The organism is Bifidobacterium sp. UTCIF-1, assembly GCF_006408915.1.
Lineage (GTDB): Bacteria > Actinomycetota > Actinomycetes > Actinomycetales > Bifidobacteriaceae > Bifidobacterium > Bifidobacterium reuteri.
The window spans coordinates 31188-51583 of sequence record NZ_JFAG01000016.1; the positions used below are offsets into that span (position 1 = coordinate 31188).

The window sequence follows — 20396 nt, forward strand, 5'->3', positions numbered from 1 at the left end:
TCAATCGGAAACCATCGAATACCAAGGAGCATCCACCATGACCTCTGCCACCCCCGTCGATCAGCAGCTCACCAAACGAGCCAGCGCGTTGTTTGACGCATTGCACCGCCATACCGGCGAATTCGCCATGTTCGGTCACCAAGGCGACACCTCAACCCACCACAGCGCCGACGCGGATTCCGACACGCTCGCCGTGACCGGCTCATACCCGGCCGTGTGGGGCGCCGACCTCGGACGCATCGAACTTGGCTGGGACGAGAACATCGATCACGTCCCCTTCGTCGACATCCGCAATGATGCCCGCCGCGCATCCCGCATGGGTGCCATCGTCACCTTCAGCTGGCATTCGGTCAACCCGATCACCGAAGGCGGGTACGGCGACAACCTCGCCCCCGGATCGGTTGCCGCCGTATTGCCTGGCGGCGAGCTGCACGGCAAATACCTCACCTGGCTCGATCGGCTCGCCGACTTCCTGCTGTCGGTGCGTGACGACGACGGCACCCCGATTCCGCTGATCTTCCGCCCGTTCCACGAACACACCGGCGACTGGTTCTGGTGGTGCCCGGGCTCGTTCGCGCGACCGACCGACACCACGCCGGAACAGTTCGCCGAGCTCTGGCGCATGACCGTCGAATACCTACGCGACGAACGAGACATGCATCAAGTGCTGTATGCGTACTCGCCCGACCGTAGCCGCATCGACATGACCGACGACACCACACTGGAATCCGGCTACCTGCGCGGATATCCGGGGGACGGCTATGTCGATGTGCTCGGACTCGATGACTACTGGGACATCGACCAGCCGCTCGACGGGCCGGACGCCGCCGATCCGGCCGAACGCCATGACAAGTTCGTGCGCATCCTCACGCTTATCGGACGGCTCGGTATGGAGCGAGGCAAACTCGCCGCGGTCACTGAAGTCGGCTCCCCGCGCGAGTTCGCGGCGGCGTTCGGCGATGACCCGAACGCGCCGTGGACGACGTTCATGCTGAGTGCCGCAAAGGCCAACGAATACACGCGTCGCGCGTTGTGGTATCTGCCGTGGTGCAACTTCGACGGCGCGGAGCACACCGGTGCGTACGGCACGCCGACCGTTGACTCGCCATACGCCGAGGACTTCCGCCGGTTCGTGCGGGACGATTTCATGCGGATGGCCGACACCCTGCCGGACATGTATGCCTGATGTGCGGTACGGCGCAACGGACGTGACCCGGCATGCGCGGCAAAGCAATGTGGAACAAAGGCATATAAGGCATATAAGACTAGGACATATGGGACAAGGAGCATGATGATGAGGGATGTGCGGCAGCTCATTCAGGATGCGATGGACCGCGCGGTCGACCATGGTGAGATCGCGGGTGCGACCATGCTGGCCGTACGACATGGCCGGGAACTCTGGCAGGCGACTGCCGGCATGCGCAACATCGAACGCGGCGAGGCCATGACCCGTGACACGATCTTCCGCCTGTATTCACAGACCAAACCGGTCACGGGCTCGGCGGCGATGATGCTCGTCGAACGGGGACTGCTCGACCTCGCCGCCCCCGTCAGCACATACCTGCCCGGATTCAAGGGGCAGCGTGTCACCACGGAGTTCGAACCCGATGCCGGCGGCGCATCCTCTTCGAACGAGCGGCTGGCCAACGATATCCCCACCGATATGGCCGGTGCCATCGCCAGCGTCGCGCATGACGGCGAGCGCACGGTGCCGGCCTCGCGTGAGGTGACCGTCAAGGATCTGCTGACGATGACCTCCGGCATCCCGTATGGGGATTCGAATTTCGAGGCCGGCCGCATCGTCGGCAAGGTGTTCGACGACCTCGCCGCGCGTCTGCATGGCCCGAATCCGATGGGCACGGTTGAGCTGGCGAACCGGCTGGGGCAGTGTCCGCTGCGGTTCCAACCCGGTTCGCGTTGGATGTACGGCACCAGCGCGGACGTGATCGGCGCGATCATCGAGGTCGTGACAGGCAGACGCTTCGGCGACTTCCTGCATGACGAACTGTTCGAGCCGCTCGGCATGCGCGATACGGCGTTCTACGTCCCCGCCGACAAGCTCGACCGGCTGGCCGCGGTATACGACAATCCGTGTTTGCCTATAGACCCGGCGAATGCGGGCGGACCATTGCGGGAGATTGTCACCGACCATCTCGGCGTGCCGTACGCGGCGACCGAAGACCCGGCGTATCAGGCCGGAGGCGCGGGACTGCGGTCCACGGTCGACGATTTCGTGAAGTTCGGCCAGATGCTCATCGGCGAGGGCGAGTTGGACGGTGTGCGCATTATGCAGCCGGCGACCGTGCGCATGATGACCTCGGGTGCGATGTACGCCCGGCACTATCCGGATTTCGAGGAGTGGCAGCCGGGGTGCAACTACAACACGTTCATGCGCATCGTGGAGGAACCGGGCAAATCGACCATGATCTGCCGCGCCGGCGAGTACGGCTGGGACGGATGGCTCGGCACCTATTTCTGCAATGACCCCGCGACCGGGACCACATTCCTGTTCATGATCCAGCTCGCCAACGCCGGGACCATCCCCGTGACGCGCAAGGTGAAGAACATCGTCAATGCGCATCTCGACAGCTGATGCGGCTGACACTTCCGAGGCGTCGCCGTGCGCAGTGGCGATGCGTACCCATACCGTCAATATCCACGTACGACAAGGAGACATTATGGTCTATCAACGAGATGGCATGACAGCCGTGGCACCTGCCACAGATGGACGATTCACTTGGGGCAATGGCGTGGTTTCTATGGTGTTCGCCACAGCCGCAGATGAGCCGGTACGTCTCGTCGGTGTGACGGGACGAGGCATGGCGGCATCCGGTGAGTCCGGTGCATCCGGGGCTGCCGACGAAATCGACGCGGTCGGGGCCGCGCAGCGTGACCCACGGCCGATTGTGGAAGTGCACGCCGCCAATACCGGATCGAACGATAACCGTCTCGCGTTGATCGCCACGGTGGCCGGTGCGAGACTGCGCTTCGTTGAAGCGTGGGAGAGTCGGTCCGCTGATGGCAGCGTCGAACCGTACCGGCTGCATATCACGCAATATGCGCCGTATGATCGATTGCGGCCTGCAGGACGTCCGATGGGCGACGTTGATTCCCCAGTGGTTGATTGCTCCGATGCTGATACTGACTTCGATGCTGCTGTGCGCGACAGGCATACGGATGGGGAAGCGGTCCTCCGCGATACCGATGGCGGGCTGGTTGTCACTTCCGTATTCGAGGCGTATCCGGGGCTGTCCGCCGTGCGCACTTACACGATGGTGCACTCCGCGCAGCCGTTCACCATCGAAGCGGTGTCGTCGCTGAACCTTACATTGCCGATGGACGCCGGCAAGGCCACGGTCGACGCATCACGCCTGTACTGGGGCGACAGCGCATGGGCCGTGGAAAACGACTGGCATTGCGCGCCGTTGCGCAGTACCGCGGTGCGCGACCGCAACCAGACCATCAATCCGGGGGAGTCGAGCTCCCGATTCGCGTTGAGTTCGGCCTCGACCTGGTCCACTGGCGTGCACCAGCCCGCCGGCATCGTCGAAGCGTTGTCTCAGGCGGATGCCGAGCCATCCTTCTCCGTGATGTGGCAGATCGAACACAACGGCGCATGGGAATGGGAGGTCGGCGAGAACGACCCCGGTCTGCACGTCACCGCCTTCGGCCCTGAATACCAGGATCACCACTGGGAGACAGCGTTGGGTGAGGGCAACGATTTCACCAGCGTCCCGGTCTCGTTCGCGCTTGCCGCAGGGGATTGGCAGCAGGCCGTTGCCGAAATGACGCTCCAACGCCGCGCGTTGCGTCGTGCGAAGGCCGCCGAGCTTGGGCGCGAGTCCGCCTTCACGCATACCCAGGGACTGGTGGTGTACAACGACTACATGAACACCTTGTTCGGTGATCCGCGGTTGGACAAGGAACTGCCGCTGATCGAGGGGGCGGCCAAGACCGGTGCGGATGTGTTCTGCATCGACGCCGGCTGGTATGACAGCACCGAAGGTGGTTGGTGGGACATGGTCGGCGAATGGGAGCCATCCACGAACCGTTTCGGAGACTTCGGACTGGCGGGGCTCGCGCAGACGATACGCGATCATGGCATGGGGCTGGGTCTATGGCTCGAACCCGAGGTGATTGGCGTCAAGTCGCCGCTCGCGCATACGCTCCCGGATGAGGCGTTCTTCACCCGCCACGGTGTGCGCGTGTGCGATTCCGGCAGATACCTGCTCGATTTCCGTTCCGCGGCCGCCCGCGACCATGTGAGTCGCACTGTCGACCGGCTGATTGACGAGTTCGGTGCCGTGTTTTTCAAGTTCGACTACAACACCGTACCCGGCACCGGCACCGACCGTGACGCCGAATCGGTAGGTGGTGGATTGCTTGCGCATTGCCGTGCCTATCTTGATTGGCTTGACGATCTGCGCCGCCGCCATCCGGACGTGATGATCGAAAACTGCGGATCGGGTGCGATGCGCGCCGACTACGCCCAGCTATCCCGATTGGATCTGCAATCCACGTCGGACCAGTGTGATCCGTTGATCTATGCCGCAATTGCCGCCGGTGCGGGCCTGACGATCCTGCCCGAACAGCAGGGCAATTGGGGCTATGCGCAACAGGAGATGGACGATGAGACCGCCGTGCTCACCCTGGCGGCCGGCGTGCTGGGCAGACTGTACCTGTCCGGTTTCATCAATCGCATGGACGAGTCGAGGCTCGGCTTGGTGCGTGATGCGGTCGCGTTGCATCGCCGCGTGCTTGACGAGCAGCAGCGACTGGTGCCATGGTGGCCTGCGGGGCTGCCCGCCTTCGACGGCGACTGGCTGGTTTCCGGATTGCTGGCTGCGCCGAATGAGCGCAGGGATGCGGCTGATGATATCGCTTCATATCTGACGGTATGGAGGCGCGGAGGCGAGCCCTTTGTGGACATCGCATTACCGCAAGGGAGAGTGGTTCGGCAGATCTTCCCCAATCCGGAGCGTCCGGAGCATGCGCCGGATGCGGCTCCATGGACCGTCGAACGTCTCGACGCCCATGTCGTGCGCATCCATGCCAGTGATATCGCTCGCCCTTCCGCGCGTATCTTCGCGGTTATGCCCAAATACCCCAAATACTGTGCCATATAAATACAAGAAAGGTATCAACAATGGAAAATGAAGCCCGATATGAGCTCGGTACTCCGGAAAACAAGACGTGGCTCAATGAGCAGCGTGACTCCCTGATGGCCTTCGGCCATGCCTTCCCTTCGCCGGACGGAGGCTCGTACTGGCTGGGCGACGATGGCACCCCGTGGAAGGACCGCAATCGCGAGACTTGGATCACCTGCCGTATGACCCACGTCTATTCGCTCGCCGCGTTCACCGGCCATGCCGGCGCCGAGGCGCTTGTCGATGCCGGACTGAAGGGCCTGACCGGTGAGCTCCATGACGACGCCAACGGCGGCTGGTATGCGGCCGTCACCCCGGACGGCGACCACATCGGTATAAAACAGTGCTATGCGCACGCCTTTGTGTTGCTCGCCGCATCCTCCGCCACGCTGCTCGGCCGCCCCGGCGCCGCCGAACTGCTCGCCGATGCCCAGCAGGTCTTCCTCAAGCGATTCTGGGATGACGAGATCGGCCTGTCCGTCGATACGTGGAACGAGGATTTCACCGAGCTCGACGCATACCGCGGCCTCAACGCCAACATGCACTCGGTCGAGGCGTTCCTCGCCGTGGCCGACGTCACCGGCGATGAAACATGGCGTACACGCGCCGGTCGCATCATCGACCACGTCGTCGGCTGGGCGGAAGCCAACAACTGGCGCATCCCCGAGCACTTCCACGAGGACTGGTCGGTGGACCTCGAATGCAACGCCGACAAGAAGGACGACCAGTTCAAGCCGTACGGCGCCACCCCTGGCCACGGCATCGAATGGGCCAGACTCATCACCCAGTACGCGCTGAGCGCCCCCGGCCTTGCCGAAAGCCGTAAGGCGCAGCTGGTCGACGTGGCCGAAAATCTGTTCCACCGTGCTGTGTCCGATGGTTGGAACGCCGATGGCGCGCCCGGCATTGTCTACACCACCGACTGGAACGGCGTGCCCGTCGTGCATGACCGCATGCACTGGACGCTCGCCGAAGCGATCAACACCTCGTCCGTGCTGGCCCATGTGACCGGCAAGGCGGAATACGCCGACCTGTACTCGACCTTCCTCAAGTATGCCGACGAGTACGTCATCGACCATGTCAATGGTTCCTGGTTCCACCAGCTCGACCGCACCAACCAGCCAATCGGCACTGTTTGGCCGGGCAAGTCTGACCTGTACCACGCCACCCAGTCGATGATGATCCCGCTGGGCGACCCGTCGATGTCCATCGCGGTTGCCTCCCAGCGGTCAGGCGACTGAATCAACCGAGCCCACTCGGTCCGGATATAGTCATGATTCTTGCCCGCCCATGCGATGTGGAATGCGTATTTCCCCTCTTTCTGCGCAATCCGTATCGTATGGGCGGGTTTTCCATTGTGGTTATGCCTAATACGTAGTCGTCGATGTCTGCGGCCCGTGTATACTAGATTGCTGTTGCTTTGGCAGGCCGAGCCGTGAAGCAGACAATCCGGTGGATTGTCTGTAGGCGAGGGGAGCGCGGTTTACCGCGTGACCTTGTACCGAGCCAAAGCGTGTTGCTTTGGCAGGCCGAGCCGTGAAACGGACAATCCGGTGGATTGTCTGTAGGCGAGGGGAGCGCGGTTTACCGCGTGACCTTGTACCGAGCCAAAGCGTGTTGCTTTGGCGAGGGAAGATAAAGTCCCGCAAGGGTCCGCGTCTTCCGTAATCGACTCGGCGTAAGATTCACCTCCTTGGGTGCGTTCTGCGACGCGTCGTGGCGTCAAACAGGACAATACGATAAGTAACACCGAAAACAAGGAGTATCCATTATGGCTACCACTATCAAGCTTGAAGGCGAAGCCCGTACCGAGTTCGGCAAGGGCGTTGCCCGTCGTCTGCGCGTTGCCAAGAAGATTCCGGCCACCATCTACGCCGGTGGCACCGAGCCTGTCTTCGTGACCCTGCCGATGCGCGAGACCACTCTGGCCATGCGCCACACCAACGCCCTGTTCACCATCGCTTTCGGTGACGAGTCCAAGATGGCCGTCGTCAAGGACATCCAGCGCAACCCTGTCAAGCGCATCATCGAGCACATCGATTTCCTCGAGGTCAAGGCCGGCGAGAAGATCGACGTCGAGGTGCCGGTGTTCGTCGAAGGCACCCCGAAGGGCGCTGCCGTGGCGTTCGTCGACATCCAGGAGCTCAAGGTGCGCGCTGATGTCGCCAACCTGCCTGAGAAGATCGTCGTGAACGTGGACGGCCTGACCGACGGCACCAAGGTCTTCGCCAAGGACGTCGTGCTGCCCGAAGGCGTCGAGCTCGACATCGACGATCCGGAAGAGTCCGTCGTCACCGTTGAGGTGCCTGAGGACGCCACCGAGTCCACCGCCACTACGGAGACCGCCGCTGCTCCGGCTGCTGACGCCGCCGCTGCTCCGGCTGCTGACGCCGCTGCCGCCAAGTGATTCGAGCGGGATACGTTACCGCGTTACGCTAGCGCTGAATACCGCGCATAGTGCATAATCGACGAGCCCATGCATGAGAGCTTCTCAGAGCGTGGGCTCTTCGTTTTTCACCATGTGAACGCCCTTGCGCGCGCGGTACTCAGGTGTGCGAAAGTATCCACAAGAGCATGCGCCACAAGCGCAAGACTAACCCCATCCGGCGGGGTCGCCCGCCAATCAAGAAGAAGTAACGAGTAATGACTGAAAACACGCACCACGATCCGGCTGCGCTCGATAAGCTCACCGAACCGTTCACCGTACTGCCGAACGATAATCCTGCCTCCGATGAGAAGCGTCAATCCCTCATCGACAAGCCGGCTTTCGGTCAGGTCTTTTCCGACAATATGACCCATATGACCTGGACCAAGGGAGAAGGCTGGTCCGATCGCCGCGTCGAGCCATACGCCCCGCTCAAGATGGACCCGGGCGCATCCGTGCTGCACTACGCACAGGAATGCTTCGAGGGTCTGAAGGCCTACCGTCACGCCGACGGATCCACGTGGCTGTTCCGCCCGGATGCCAATGCCGAGCGTTTCCAGAACTCCGCCAAGCGTCTGTACCTGCCTGAGCTCCCGGTCGACGACTTCCTTGGCTCCGTGGCCGCACTGGTCAAGCGCGATGCCGCTTGGGTGCCGTCCCGCCGCGAGTATACGCTGTACATGCGTCCGTTCATGTTCGCTTCCGAGCCGTTCCTCGGTGTGCGCGCACCGCAGGAGGTCGATTACTGCGTGATCGCCTCCCCGTCCGGTCCGTACTTCCCGGGCGGCGTCAAGCCGGTGAGCATCTGGGTCGAGGACAAGTGGTTCCGCACCGGCCCTGGCGGCACTGGTTTCGCCAAGTGCGGCGGCAACTACGCAGCTTCCTTGCTCGGCGAATACACCGGTATCGCCAACGGTTGCCAGCAGGTCTGCTTCGTCGATGCCGCTACCAAGACCTATCTTGAGGAGCTCGGCGGCATGAACATGATGGTCGTCCACAAGGATGGCCACGTCGAGACGCCGTCCCTGACCGGCAATATCCTGCCGGGCGTCACCCGTCGTTCCCTGATTCAGTTGCTGCAGGACAAGGGTCGTGACGTGGTCGAGACCATGATCCCGCTCGAACAGCTGCTTGAGGACATCAAGTCCGGCGAGGTCACCGAAGTGTTCGCCTGCGGCACCGCCGCCATCATCACCCCGATCGGCCGCTTCAAGTCCGAGAAGTTCGACGTGACCGTCGCCGACGGCGGCTCCGGAGAGCTGACTGTCGCCCTGCGCAACGAACTGCTCGGCATCCAGCTCGGCGAGGTCGAAGACCCGCACAATTGGATGTGGAAGGTATGCTAGCATAGCGTAGAACATCCGTTCTAAGACCCCTTGGAATCCCAATGGTTCCAAGGGGTCTCGCATATGCGGACAAGTGTTCAGAACCTGTTTTTGCGGCGAAGTGTCAACAAGGGGCAACAAACTGACGCCTCCGCACCTCCTGTTCGGCCATGTCGGGGCGTCAAATAACATTGTGTCCGAGCGATATTAGCAATTGTTAGCAACAAACTTGCTAACCGACATCGGAATCGGATACGAGAAAACCGCCAGACCCTCCCTCGAGGAAAGCGGAGGGACTGGGATTAAGCCCCACGTTGCGACTAGTAGAATCGGGCTCACATTGCCGGTTTGGATCGACGTCCATCATGGCGTGGCTGTTATGGCCATGTGCACATGCTACTTGTCACATTACGCTGGTCCGTCATGTGATGTCGTCGTCGCGGATTTGACTGCTGCGGTGCTTGTGCCCTATGGTGGGCATCGTTATGAATCACACTGATATGTTTGCATTCGCGACTGGGCTTGGTCGCATGTGGCGCCGACAGAATGTGCTGGCGACGCCGCTCAGGCATATCGAAAAACAGCTGTATCCGGTTCAGCAGAATCTGCGGCTGCGCCAATCGACTGCCTTGCATACTGCAGCATTGCGATCTTCAAGCGCTTTCGCCTGCTGACCGTAGCCAATCTGCCAAATCGTGGCATGAGCTATGCATCATAGGCTTCCGGCGTAGGTGATTGCAGGCAGCGGCTGGGAATCCAGCGCATCATCGAATGCGCAAAAGGATGACGCAGCATAGTCACACACTGCAGTCGCACTATAGTCACGTAACAGCCGATGAGAATCCGCAGCCCGATGTCTCAGCCTACCCCGCGATACACATAGCGACACCGATCAGGATCAGCGAATCGGCACACAGCGTTACGTGCGTCCGGCATAGGAACCAACGCCATCAAGGAAACATAACAGAGAGCCAACACGACAGAGCACAACACAAGGGAGCACAACATGAAGTATTTCACCACGGACACGCATTTCGGACACCCGCTTGTCACCGTATTGCGCGGATTCACCACGTTCGATCCGGGGCGCGAACAGTACGCGCGAATCCTTCGTGAGCAGGGACGCAAGGCCGCAGAGGGCTGGGCAAAGCAGATCGTCCTGGAGGATTCGCGGCTCAATTTCCGCAAGGCCGCTGATACGGATGCGCATGATGCTGCGGTCATCGCCAACATCAACGCGCTTGTCGGCGAGGATGACGAACTGTGGATCCTCGGCGACATCGGCTACCGCACATCCCTCAATCATCTCAAGGAATGCCTCCGCGAACTGCGATGCCGTCACCTGCATGCAATCATCGGTAATCACGACGACTGGTGGATGGGGGACAAGCCCGCGCTCAACCTGTTCGAAAGCATTGATCCGAACGGTGTGGTGAAGCTGGAGGGATTCGACGAGTCGCATCCGGACAACATGGAGACGGTCAACTTGTCGCATTTCCCGTACAGGGAGGACCTCGCATACGGCTGGCCCGACGATGAGGCGCGATTCCATGATCAGGCTCTGCCGTTCGATGGTCGGAAGCTGTTGTATGGGCACACGCATCAGCTTTCGCCTACGGGAGCCCGCCCGGAATCTGTGAACGTCGGGCTTGACGCATGGGATCTGTTTCCGGTTTCGCAGACGAAGGTCGTCGACTGGTTCCGCGAACCGCTGCGGAACACAGTGCCAGAGGACACTGTGCCGCAGAACACAGTATCAGCGTCAGCATCGGTAGATAGGGAGGGCTTATGACGAAGTTGATTATTCTGCGCGGGCTTCCGGCCTCCGGCAAGTCGACGTGGGCGCGGCAATGGGCGGAAGACCCGGCCAATACGTGGCCGCATTGTGTGGTTTCGCTCGATGCGATTCGACTGATGATCGCCGGGGCGGCCCAGAACCGTGAACGCATGCGCAGCAAGTATGGCAGGCGTTTCGAGGATCTGGTGGTGTCGATGGGCCGGCACATGATCGCCGATGCATTGGATGCCGGCTGGGATGTGGTGGCTGACGCCCAGCATGCGAATCCCGCATACGCGAACGAGCTGGCGCGCCTCGCGGTGCTGCACGGCGCTTTGTGGGAGACCCGGGACTTCGACGTGCCGCTGGAGGAGCTGTTACGGCGCAATGCCGAAAGGGACGAAGAGAACCGCGTGCCGGAGGATTATATTCGCGAGTCATGGAAGCGATTCCATGTGGTTATGTTCCGTCCTCTTACGCCTGGTGACCCGAATGGCAACCTGTTGGAGCGCATGCATGCCGACCCGTATGTTCGGGTCATGCATGTGCGTGGCGAGAGGGACGTGTTCGCCTGCAACTTCACGTCGGAAGCCTTCCGCAAGGGGCGGTGGAACGAGCGCACGATCAATGCGCGCGGCCTGTTCGTCGACGATGAGGGCCGCGTGGTGCAGCGCGGTTTCGAGAAGTTCTTCGCCGTGGACGAGACCGAGCAGACCGCGTTCGACAAGGTGGTCGCCTATGGTGACGAGCATCCCGGCGCTTTCCCGGTTCGGGTGGAGCGTAAGGAGAACGGTTTCCTTGGTCTGGTGGGCGCCGCAGGGGAGCGGGGACGGTTCCGGTTCTGGTCGAAGTCCGGTCAGACCGATTATTCGGCGCTGATCGAACGCCTGTTCCCGTCCGATCCGACTGTGCGCGAACGGCTGTGGCAACTGCTTCATGAGTGGAACGTCACCGCCGCTTTCGAGGTGATCGATGTGGAATCGGATCGTCATATCGTCGGATATGAGCGTTCGGGACTGCGGATGCTGCATCTGATTCGCAATCAGGAAACGTTCTCCATCGATTACGGCCATGAACCGGAGTTCGCCTCTGCTGGCGGCTTTGCGAAGCCTGAAGTGGTGGCGGTATGCAATACTTCGCAGGAGGTGGCGCAGGCGATCGATGATGCGCGACGAACCGACCGTGAGGGAGTCGTACTGTATTTCGCCGATGGTTGGATGGTCAAGGTGAAGTCCGAACGTTACCGGTTGGTCAAGTCGCTGCGTCCGCTGCTGCAGCGCGTCGTGCTGCGGGGCCGGCCGATCAACAAGAGCGGTGAGACCGCTGATCTGGTGCGAGCCGTAATCGACTATGCGCATGACCACGACATGGATCTGACCTATCGGCGCCAGATATTCGGCGAACGTGACGTCGACATGACCAAGGTCGGCGACATCCTGCGCCTGCTCGGACGAGGCTGACGGGGCGGAATCATTGCCCATGGCCCGGCAGGTGCGCGACGGGCCAATAATCATCGGCGCGCGCCCACCGTGATGCTCGCGACGTGGCGTTGACACTGTGGCATTCGCGACGCGGTGTTGCCTCCGGGGTGTTGCCTGTGCGGCCTCGCGCACTGCTGGGTGTACGCTCGTTACGGCCCTAGGCCGATGCGAGCGGTGGGGTATTCGGGCTATTCGCCCGGCTCGAAGCGGATGAGAAGGAGTGAGGCATGCACGTGGCATTGGAATCCAACATGGTGTTCGTCGGCATCGAGTACCTCGCCATCATGTGTTGGGGGCTATCCGGAGGCTTGTCCGCTATCCAGAAGGGCTATGACATCTTCTCCATCATGCTGTGCGGCTGGCTTACCGCGCTCGGCGGCGGTCTGTTCCGTGATGTGATGCTCGGCGCGTTGCCGCCTGTGGGCATCACCGATAAAGGCTATGTGCTGACTACGCTGTTCTCCGGCGTCATAGTGGTGTTCGCCCATCCGGAAGTCAAGAAATTCAAATGGACCATGACCGTCATCGACGCGTTGGGACTTGGGCTTTTCGCGGTCAATGGCACTGCGAAAGCCCTCGCATACGGCATGTCCGGCATGACCGCCGTGTTTCTCGGCATGTTCACCGCGCTTGCCGGCGGCCTTATTCGTGACATTTTCATCGGCGACGTGCCCATGATCATCCGTGACAAGCATCTGTATGCGGTGCCGTCCTTCATCGGCTGCCTCCTCACCGTGCTGGTGTGGAGGGGAGTGCGGTATGGCTGGTTCGACATGCGTTCGGAGATGATTCTCGATGTGCTCATCGTCATCATCGTGGTCACGATACGTCTGCTCTCCGTGGCATTCAATGTCACTATGCCGGGTGCGATGCCTCGGCAGCACGTCTATCTGCCGGGGGAGGACAAGTATCTGAAGCGCCCGGTGATTCACCCGCATGCCAGCGGCGACGATGAGCACGGCGAATCAGTCAAGTAATCACTATCCTTGTGCGGTGCAGTGTAGGTGCCGGCGCAGGTTGTGGCGTACGTTTTCTGAGGGTTGATGGCCCCTTATCTCATCATGCGTGCGCTGACAGCCAGTCAGCGCACGCATGATGAGGTTTTATCAGCAGGCTTGGTTGTGCCTTTCGCTCGGCGAAGCGGGACAGGCAAGGACAGGGCAATGGATATGCAACAGCCCTGCAATCCGATGGACTACAGGGCTGTCGATGAACCTTAATACAGGTTTATGCTCACAGGGCGTTAATCGCGACGGCGAGGCCGGACTTGCGGTTGGCGGCCTGGTTCTTGTGGATCACGCCAGCGCCAGCAGCCTTGTCGAGCTTCTGGGCAGCGACCTTGTAGGCGGCCTCGGCGGCAGCCTTGTCACCGGCGGCGATGGCTTCGCGAGTGGCGCGGATAGCGGTCTTCAGGCCGGACTTCACAGCCACGTTGCGAAGGTGACGCTTCTCATTGGTGAGCACGCGCTTCTTCTGCGACTTAATGTTTGCCACGTTTACTCCAAACGATGTGTTTTACAAGGACATACAAAAGTATGAGGATAGCATAGGCCCCGGAAAAACTTGCACAATGCCACGCCGAATACAGTCCTTCGGCTACACTAGGTGAAGTTTGAGTATATGCCAAGAGGAGGAATGCGTTGGTCGTCCAACACAATCAGCCGGGTTCCACCGATCAGTCCTTAATTCGTAACTTCTGCATCATTGCGCACATCGATCACGGCAAATCCACTGTGGCCGATCGTATCCTGCAGTTGAGCGGCATCGTGCCCGAACGTGAGATGCGCGACCGATTCCTCGACCGCATGGACATCGAGCAGGAGCGTGGCATCACCATCAAGTCCCAGGCTGTGCGTGTCCCTTGGACGTTCGACGGTACTGAATACACGCTCGGCATGATCGACACCCCAGGGCATGTGGACTTCACCTACGAGGTTTCCCGAGCGCTGGCCGCCTGCGAAGGCGCCGTGCTGCTCGTGGATGCCACCCAGGGCATCGAGGCACAGACCCTATCCAACCTGTATATGGCACTCGACCATGACCTGGCCATCATTCCGGTGCTGAACAAGATCGATCTGCCGTCCGCCGAACCGGACAAACACGCAGAGGAGATCGCCGGTCTGATCGGTTGTGAGCCGAGCGATGTGCTTCGCGTCTCCGGCAAGACCGGTGAAGGCGTGGCCGATCTGCTCGACCATATCGTCATGGAGATCCCCGCCCCGCACGGTGACCCGGGTGCGCCCGCCCGTGCGCTGATCTTCGATTCCGTGTACGACTCCTACCGTGGCATCGTCACCTACATCCGCATGGAGGATGGCGAACTGCACGACCGCGAGAAGGTGCACATGATGGGTATCGGCATGACCCACGATCCCATCGAAATCGGTGTGATCAGCCCCGACATGACGCGCACCAAGGCGCTGGGTGCGGGCGAGGTCGGCTACATCATCACCGGAGCGAAGGATGTGAGCCAATCCAAAGTCGGCGATACCCTGACCTCCGCAGTCCGCCCGGCGACAGAACCACTGCCCGGCTACCGCGACCCCAAGCCGATGGTGTATGCCGGTCTGTTCCCTATAGATAATGCCCAGTTCCCGGAGCTGCGCGACGCGCTTGACAAGCTCAAGCTCAACGATGCCGCCTTGGTGTACACCCCGGAAACCTCGGTGGCGCTGGGCTTCGGCTTCCGCTGCGGATTCCTGGGACTGCTGCACATGGAGATCGTCAACGAACGCCTGTCGCGCGAGTTCGGTTTGGATCTGATTCAGACCGCTCCCAACGTCACCTATGATGTGACCGCCGAAGACGGCAGCGAACACCATGTGACCAATCCGAGCGAGTTCCCGGACGGCAAGATCAAGAAGATCGTCGAGCCGATGGTGGCCGCCGACATCATCACGCCCAAGGAGTTCATCGGCTCGGTGATGGACCTGTGTCAGGACCACCGCGGCATCATGGGCACCATGGAATACCTCTCCACCGACCGCGTGGAGATGCACTACCGCATCCCGTTGGCCGAGATCGTGTTCGATTTCTTCGACCAGCTCAAGTCCCGCACCAAGGGATACGCTTCGCTTGACTACCACGAGGACGGCGAGCAGTCCGCCGATCTGGTCAAGGTGGACATCCTTATCCAGGGTGAGAAGGTGGACGCGTTCAGCGCCATCGTGCATCGCGACAAGGCATACAGCTATGGCGTGATGATGACCAAGAAGCTGCGTGGCCTGATTCCCCGCCAGCAGTTCGAGATTCCGATTCAGGCGGCCATCGGTTCGCGCATCATCGCCCGTGAGAACATCCGCGCTCTGCGCAAGGACGTGCTCGCCAAGTGCTACGGCGGCGACATCACCCGTAAGCGCAAGCTGCTCGAGAAGCAGAAGGCCGGCAAGAAGCGTATGAAGATGCTCGGCCATGTGGAGGTGCCACAGGAGGCGTTCATCGCCGCGCTGTCCACCGATGAGGACGCCAACGACCGCGACACCAAAGACAAGATCCGCGCCGCCCAGAAGACGGAAGGCTGATTGTGAGGAGCCCCCTCTGACGAGGGGACTCCCGGCGAAGCCTGAGTGAGGTGGTAGCCGAGCATTATTTCCTGGCTCTCCTCTCTGAGGGGAGCTGTCAGCGGAGCTGACTGAGGGGAGTAACACGTATATGACCTACGAAATATACATCCACGTGCCGTTCTGTCTGCGTCGTTGTGGGTATTGCGATTTCAACACGTACACGGCTGTGGATCTCGGCGCAGGTGCCTCGCGCGGCAACTATGCCAACATGGTCATCCGCGAGATGGAGCTGACGCGCGCATGGCAGCTCGAGCACGGCATTGACGAACCGTCGGCGTCGACCGTGTTCTTCGGAGGCGGCACGCCCACCATCCTCTCCGCAGATGATCTGGTGGCCATGCTCGAGGCGATTCGGCGCATCTGGGGTCTTGAGCCCGATGCCGAAATCACCACCGAAGCCAATCCGGACACCGTCAACGAGTACTACATCGGCAAGCTCGCCGAGGGCGGCTTCACCCGCATCTCCTTCGGCATGCAGTCGGCGGTGCCGCATGTGCTCAAGACTCTTGACCGCACGCACACGCCCGCCAGCGTGGAGGCCGGCGTGCGCGCCGCGAACAGGTTCGGTCTGCGCTCCAGCGTGGACCTCATCTACGGCGCGCCGGGGGAGAGCCTCGACGATTGGCGCACGTCGGTCAACACCGCCATCGACCTTGGCGTGAACCACATCTCCGCATACGCGCTTACTGTAGAACCCACCACCAAGATGGGGCGTCGCATCGCCGCCGGCGCGCTGTCGAAACCGGATGACGACGACGAGGCCGCCAAATACGAGATCGCTGACGACCTGTTCTCCGCAGCCGGTCTCGGATGGTACGAGGTCTCGAACTGGGCACGCCCCGGCTACGAAAGCCGCCATAATCTTGGTTACTGGCGCAACGTCGACTGGGCGGGCCTCGGGCCCGGCGCGCATTCGCACTACAATGCGCGCGCCGATGTGTCCGGTCGGCCTCCTCTGACAAGGGGGCTGTCAGCGAAGCTGACTGGGAGAGAGATGGAGTTCCCGACCGCCCAACCGAGGGAACAGACCGTGGTCATGAACGCCCTGCGGGCCTGGGACATTGCCCATCCACGACTGTGGGGCACCGCGCTCAACGAGGGTCACATACCATGGGGCGGCAGTGAGGCAATCACTCCCGAGGAAAACCTCGAAGAGCTCATCATGTTGGGACTGCGCATCCGTGACGGCCTCGACCTCGGCCGTATCAACCACGAAATCGAGGAATTCAACGCCACGAAACCGGTGGGGAAGACGTCGTCGATACTGCGATCCATAGTCGTGGACCAGTTGCATCCGTTGATTGACGAAGGGCTGATTGTCTGTGAGGGGCATAGGGTGATACCCACACGCAAAGGACGATTGCTCAACGATATGCTCATAGAGCGGTTCTTCGATCTGGCGGGTATGTGATCGATCAGCATGCAAAAAAGAAAAAGCGGACGCCTTTGTCCGATATTTCAATTATTCCGGTTCATAGCCGGATGTTGAATTATCGAGTCTTCTATTCGTATTGTCTTGTGCCCAGCTGAAGAATAGGTTTGTAGCTTATTCGCCAGCATGGGGGTTGACGTTCAGCGGGCGTTCTTCTCGACGTCCTTGAGCACGTCGGCCATGATCTTGCCATTGGCCATGCCGGACTGGGCCATGGAGCTGATGCCGTACAGAGCGAGACCACGCATCACGGAATCCTTGAAAGACATAATCGTTTCCTTTCGTCGGTCAAAGCCACAGGGCTTTGATGATTGTTGGCTTCTTTTGAAACCGGTTTCAGAATAGCGTAATAGCGGGCGCAAGGCAAGTGATGCATGACGCTACGGCGTTTCGCGCAGAATCCCGCTGTTCCTACTGCCGCCTCAATCTAACCGGTTCGATATTGATTTCAATTGTGCTGCTAAGAATGCGAACAAAAGCTGGGCTGTCATTGTGTCGATGACATTGTACTGTTGAACCAGTTGGCCATATGCAACAGTGCTAGAGAGAGGTGCAGTAGGAGATGGCGAGAAGTGCTGGGCGCAAACGGCCGGTGATCAAGGATGTCGCCAAGCTTGCCGGGGTCTCCGCCCCGACGGTGTCTCGTTTCCTCAACGGCACGGCGGGCATCACGGAGGAGAAGCGCAGGCGCATCGCCCGAGCCATCGAAGAGCTTGGCTATGAGCCGAGTGTCGCCGCCAGAGCTTTGTCGAACCGCGAGATGGATATCGTGACGGTGTTCGCGTCAAAGCCTGACGAGGTATCGACTTCGGCCACCAATCATGGTGTGGAGTCTGCCGCCCGCATGCAACGGTTCCTGCTCAACATCGTGTCCCTGGACGAGTCGGACATGGGGTCGGTCGAGGCTCGAGTGCGTATGGGCTTGTCAGTGCGGCCGGCGGGCGTCATCGTCTACGAGTATGGCTGGGCCGGTGTTGAGGCGCTGAAGCGGCTGCCGAAGGACATTCCCGCGGTGGTCGTCGGCGGAGGCTTCGGCGATGGCGACTATCAGGTGATTAACGCCGAGCGTGATGGTGGGCGATGGATGACCATGCATTTGCTCGACTTGGGGCATAAGACCGTATTCCATGTGGCCTGGGATCAGGATGCCGGTGACAATTCACGCTCGAACGGCTGGCGCGACGCGCTCGCCGAACGTGGTGTCGAGGTGCCTGATCCGGTACTGGTGCCATTCGCCGATCTTGACGCCGCCTTTACGGCCGGCAAGACATTGGGTTCCCGGGGAAGCGTGACTGCCGTCTTCGCCGCAACCGATGAAATCGCCATCGCAGTGATGAAGGGACTGCGCGAGGCGGGACGGAAGGTCCCCGATGATGTGAGCGTGGTCGGGTTCGATGATATGCGTTTCGATGCCATGTGGGAACCGGCGCTCACCAGCTACACCCAGAATTTCCATGAGATGGGGGAGCGGGCCTTCCGCATGCTGTATGGGCAGATCGAGGCGCAGCGCAACGGCCAGGAGCCGCCGCCCGCTCAGATCGAGGTGGTGCAGGGCCGTCCGTGCCTGCGTGCCTCCGAGCGCACGCCGTTGAATCCGTCGAAGAATACGAGCCATGGGTCACGGTGAGCGGGGGTCCCACATGGCACCACCATGACAGCGCGATGTGCCAGACCTGGGCGCGAGTGCAGTCACCACAGAATGTCCGCCGGCGCAGTGGTTTTGTTGCGTTCGATGATGAGACATATTTCCTCAGGGGATTCTTTGCATCCCCGTCGAATCCACAGCCAGACGATAGAGGCGACGGCGGAGACGAGAATTTCCATCGCATAGTCGGCCGGAATGCCGTTGTAGATGGTTTGTGGTTCGGCATCCCGGTGTTTCGCCTGCGTGATGATGAGTCGCTTGAGCACGTCCTTGAAACGCTCGTAGAGAGACATGTCGTTGCCGGATTGTGATATCGCGTCGAAGAATGTATAGTCGTTTTTCACATATTGCAGTGCTTTGGCGATGGATTGAGATTGAAATACGTCAACGACTGATTTGCCGGCTTGACTGATAGTTGGTTCGGTTGGATTGACGCGTTCGACGAGAATGCGCGTCAAATCGTCAATGGTGTCGTTGATGAGTTGTTGGCGCAGGTTGAACTTGTCGACATAATGCATATAGAACGTGCCGCGATTGATGTCTGCGGTTCGAGCGATATCGCTGACGGTCATCGCTTCGAAGCCTTTCGACTTAACCAGCGTGGTGAATGCGGACTTGATTTTGGCCTCGGTTTTCGTATTGCGTTTGCCTGTTGCGGATGCCATGGGCTTCTCCTCAAGTATGAGTTGAGTTGTGTGATCGGCTATTGCTGAATCATAGCAATCTACAACAGATTCTATCAACATGTTGTTCATTTAATGCCATAATGAACGGATTTTATAAGACTGTTCAATTTGAACAGAATGGCAGAAATCGTTCGTTGACATGGCTTTTGTGCCGTCCTTATCATCATGGCAGTAAATCAACATGTTGTTTATTCAAAGGAAGGTGGTATCGATGGCCTACATTGAAATGATGCATAGTTTCAAGCGTTACCATATGGGCGACGCCACTATCGTCGCCAACAACGACGTGAACTTCAGCATCGAGAAAGGCGAGCTGGCGATCATCCTCGGTGCATCCGGCGCCGGCAAATCGACTGTGCTCAACATTCTCGGCGGCATGGACACCAACAGCGAGGGGCAGGTGATCATCGACGGCAAAGACATCTCGAACTACACTGCACGGCAGTTGACAGACTACCGCCGCACCGATATCGGGTTCGTATTCCAGTTCTACAACCTCGTCTCGAATCTCACCGCGAAGGAGAACGTCGAACTCGCTTCCGAAATCGTGCGCGATGCGCAGGATCCGGTTCAGGCGCTCGTGGATGTGGGGCTGAAGGACCGCATCGACAACTTCCCGGCGCAGCTCTCCGGCGGTGAGCAGCAGCGCGTCGCCATCGCCCGCGCTGTGGCCAAGAACCCCAAGATTCTCCTGTGCGACGAGCCGACCGGTGCGCTCGACTACAACACCGGCAAGCAGGTGCTGCGCATCCTGCAGGACCAGAGCCGCGTCAAGGGCGCCACCGTGGTGATCGTCACCCACAACTCCGCCATCGCGCCCATCGCCGATCGCGTGATCCACATGCATGACGCGCGAGTTAAATCCATCGAGGTCAACGAGCACCCCATGGACATCGAGGACTTGGAATGGTGAGC

Annotated in this window: 16 protein-coding genes; 13 read left to right on the top strand and 3 right to left on the bottom strand. The window is 60.3% G+C overall.

What is annotated here, in order from left to right:
• Positions 1 to 37: 37 nt before the first annotated feature.
• From BW09_RS08085 to BW09_RS08125, 9 genes are all read left to right on the top strand, one after another.
• Complete coding sequence (locus tag BW09_RS08085) at positions 38 to 1186, top strand: glycoside hydrolase family 26 protein (protein ID WP_140463122.1); 1149 nt, start codon at positions 38 to 40, stop codon at positions 1184 to 1186.
• Between the two features lie 102 nt (positions 1187 to 1288).
• Positions 1289 to 2593 carry a serine hydrolase gene (locus BW09_RS08090; RefSeq protein WP_081886523.1) on the top strand — a complete coding sequence of 435 codons (1305 nt, stop codon included), beginning with the start codon at positions 1289 to 1291 and terminating at the stop codon, positions 2591 to 2593.
• An 85-nt stretch (positions 2594 to 2678) separates the two neighbouring features.
• Positions 2679 to 5126 carry a glycoside hydrolase family 36 protein gene (locus BW09_RS08095; protein WP_140463120.1) on the top strand — a complete coding sequence of 816 codons (2448 nt, stop codon included), beginning with the start codon at positions 2679 to 2681 and terminating at the stop codon, positions 5124 to 5126.
• A 20-nt stretch (positions 5127 to 5146) separates the two neighbouring features.
• Entirely contained in the window at positions 5147 to 6388 is a 1242-nt protein-coding gene (locus tag BW09_RS08100) for an AGE family epimerase/isomerase (protein WP_044088325.1), read from the top strand.
• A gap of 530 nt (positions 6389 to 6918) precedes the next feature.
• Complete coding sequence (locus BW09_RS08105; protein WP_044088324.1) at positions 6919 to 7554, top strand: 50S ribosomal protein L25/general stress protein Ctc; 636 nt, start codon at positions 6919 to 6921, stop codon at positions 7552 to 7554.
• Positions 7555 to 7790: 236 nt separating this feature from the next.
• Positions 7791 to 8918: a branched-chain amino acid aminotransferase gene (locus tag BW09_RS08110; protein WP_044088323.1), complete on the top strand. Its 1128-nt coding sequence runs from the start codon at positions 7791 to 7793 to the stop codon at positions 8916 to 8918.
• A gap of 985 nt (positions 8919 to 9903) precedes the next feature.
• Complete coding sequence (locus BW09_RS08115; RefSeq protein WP_140463118.1) at positions 9904 to 10689, top strand: phosphoesterase; 786 nt, start codon at positions 9904 to 9906, stop codon at positions 10687 to 10689.
• Positions 10686 to 12134 carry an RNA ligase gene (locus tag BW09_RS08120; RefSeq protein WP_044088322.1) on the top strand — a complete coding sequence of 483 codons (1449 nt, stop codon included), beginning with the start codon at positions 10686 to 10688 and terminating at the stop codon, positions 12132 to 12134. The genes BW09_RS08115 and BW09_RS08120 overlap by 4 nt, the downstream gene beginning before the upstream one ends.
• Positions 12135 to 12382: 248 nt before the next feature.
• On the top strand, positions 12383 to 13132 hold the full coding sequence (locus BW09_RS08125; RefSeq protein WP_044088320.1) for a trimeric intracellular cation channel family protein: 750 nt from the start codon (positions 12383 to 12385) through the stop codon (positions 13130 to 13132).
• Positions 13133 to 13388: 256 nt separating this feature from the next.
• Here the strand turns inward: BW09_RS08125 and rpsT are convergent, their stop codons facing one another.
• Entirely contained in the window at positions 13389 to 13649 is a 261-nt protein-coding gene (rpsT, locus tag BW09_RS08130; protein WP_033890964.1) for a 30S ribosomal protein S20, read from the bottom strand.
• A 146-nt stretch (positions 13650 to 13795) separates the two neighbouring features.
• Here rpsT and lepA point away from each other — a divergent pair, with 146 nt between their 5' ends.
• Positions 13796 to 15676 (top strand): translation elongation factor 4, encoded by a 1881-nt coding sequence (gene lepA / locus BW09_RS08135; protein ID WP_044088318.1) that lies wholly within the window; start codon positions 13796 to 13798, stop codon positions 15674 to 15676.
• Positions 15677 to 15806: 130 nt separating this feature from the next.
• Positions 15807 to 17129 carry a radical SAM family heme chaperone HemW gene (gene hemW, locus BW09_RS08140; RefSeq protein ID WP_044088317.1) on the top strand — a complete coding sequence of 441 codons (1323 nt, stop codon included), beginning with the start codon at positions 15807 to 15809 and terminating at the stop codon, positions 17127 to 17129.
• Positions 17130 to 17290: 161 nt separating this feature from the next.
• Here hemW and BW09_RS11190 read toward each other — a convergent pair whose 3' ends face one another.
• Positions 17291 to 17419, bottom strand: coding sequence for a hypothetical protein (locus BW09_RS11190; protein WP_258185033.1), 129 nt, complete (start codon positions 17417 to 17419; stop codon positions 17291 to 17293).
• A gap of 293 nt (positions 17420 to 17712) precedes the next feature.
• On the opposite strand from BW09_RS11190, the gene BW09_RS08145 reads away from it, so the two are divergent.
• Positions 17713 to 18777 carry a LacI family DNA-binding transcriptional regulator gene (locus BW09_RS08145; RefSeq protein ID WP_044088315.1) on the top strand — a complete coding sequence of 355 codons (1065 nt, stop codon included), beginning with the start codon at positions 17713 to 17715 and terminating at the stop codon, positions 18775 to 18777.
• A gap of 62 nt (positions 18778 to 18839) precedes the next feature.
• Here BW09_RS08145 and BW09_RS08150 read toward each other — a convergent pair whose 3' ends face one another.
• Positions 18840 to 19550 carry a TetR/AcrR family transcriptional regulator gene (locus tag BW09_RS08150; RefSeq protein ID WP_238566988.1) on the bottom strand — a complete coding sequence of 237 codons (711 nt, stop codon included), beginning with the start codon at positions 19548 to 19550 and terminating at the stop codon, positions 18840 to 18842.
• 142 nt (positions 19551 to 19692) lie between these two features.
• Here BW09_RS08150 and BW09_RS08155 point away from each other — a divergent pair, with 142 nt between their 5' ends.
• Positions 19693 to 20394 (top strand): ABC transporter ATP-binding protein, encoded by a 702-nt coding sequence (locus BW09_RS08155; RefSeq protein ID WP_044088313.1) that lies wholly within the window; start codon positions 19693 to 19695, stop codon positions 20392 to 20394.
• Positions 20395 to 20396: the final 2 nt, after the last annotated feature.

Coding starts and splice junctions, on each gene's coding strand:
- BW09_RS08100 (WP_044088325.1), top strand. CDS start 5,147: ATGGAAAATGAAGCCCGATATGAGCTCGGTACTCCGGAAAACAAGACG.
- BW09_RS08115 (WP_140463118.1), top strand. CDS start 9,904: ATGAAGTATTTCACCACGGACACGCATTTCGGACACCCGCTTGTCACC.
- BW09_RS08120 (WP_044088322.1), top strand. CDS start 10,686: ATGACGAAGTTGATTATTCTGCGCGGGCTTCCGGCCTCCGGCAAGTCG.
- BW09_RS08085 (WP_140463122.1), top strand. CDS start 38: ATGACCTCTGCCACCCCCGTCGATCAGCAGCTCACCAAACGAGCCAGC.
- BW09_RS08155 (WP_044088313.1), top strand. CDS start 19,693: ATGGCCTACATTGAAATGATGCATAGTTTCAAGCGTTACCATATGGGC.
- BW09_RS11190 (WP_258185033.1), bottom strand. CDS start 17,419: ATGTCTTTCAAGGATTCCGTGATGCGTGGTCTCGCTCTGTACGGCATC.
- BW09_RS08145 (WP_044088315.1), top strand. CDS start 17,713: ATGGCGAGAAGTGCTGGGCGCAAACGGCCGGTGATCAAGGATGTCGCC.
- BW09_RS08150 (WP_238566988.1), bottom strand. CDS start 19,550: ATGAACAACATGTTGATAGAATCTGTTGTAGATTGCTATGATTCAGCA.
- BW09_RS08095 (WP_140463120.1), top strand. CDS start 2,679: ATGGTCTATCAACGAGATGGCATGACAGCCGTGGCACCTGCCACAGAT.
- BW09_RS08090 (WP_081886523.1), top strand. CDS start 1,289: ATGATGATGAGGGATGTGCGGCAGCTCATTCAGGATGCGATGGACCGC.
- BW09_RS08110 (WP_044088323.1), top strand. CDS start 7,791: ATGACTGAAAACACGCACCACGATCCGGCTGCGCTCGATAAGCTCACC.
- BW09_RS08105 (WP_044088324.1), top strand. CDS start 6,919: ATGGCTACCACTATCAAGCTTGAAGGCGAAGCCCGTACCGAGTTCGGC.
- hemW (WP_044088317.1), top strand. CDS start 15,807: ATGACCTACGAAATATACATCCACGTGCCGTTCTGTCTGCGTCGTTGT.
- BW09_RS08125 (WP_044088320.1), top strand. CDS start 12,383: ATGCACGTGGCATTGGAATCCAACATGGTGTTCGTCGGCATCGAGTAC.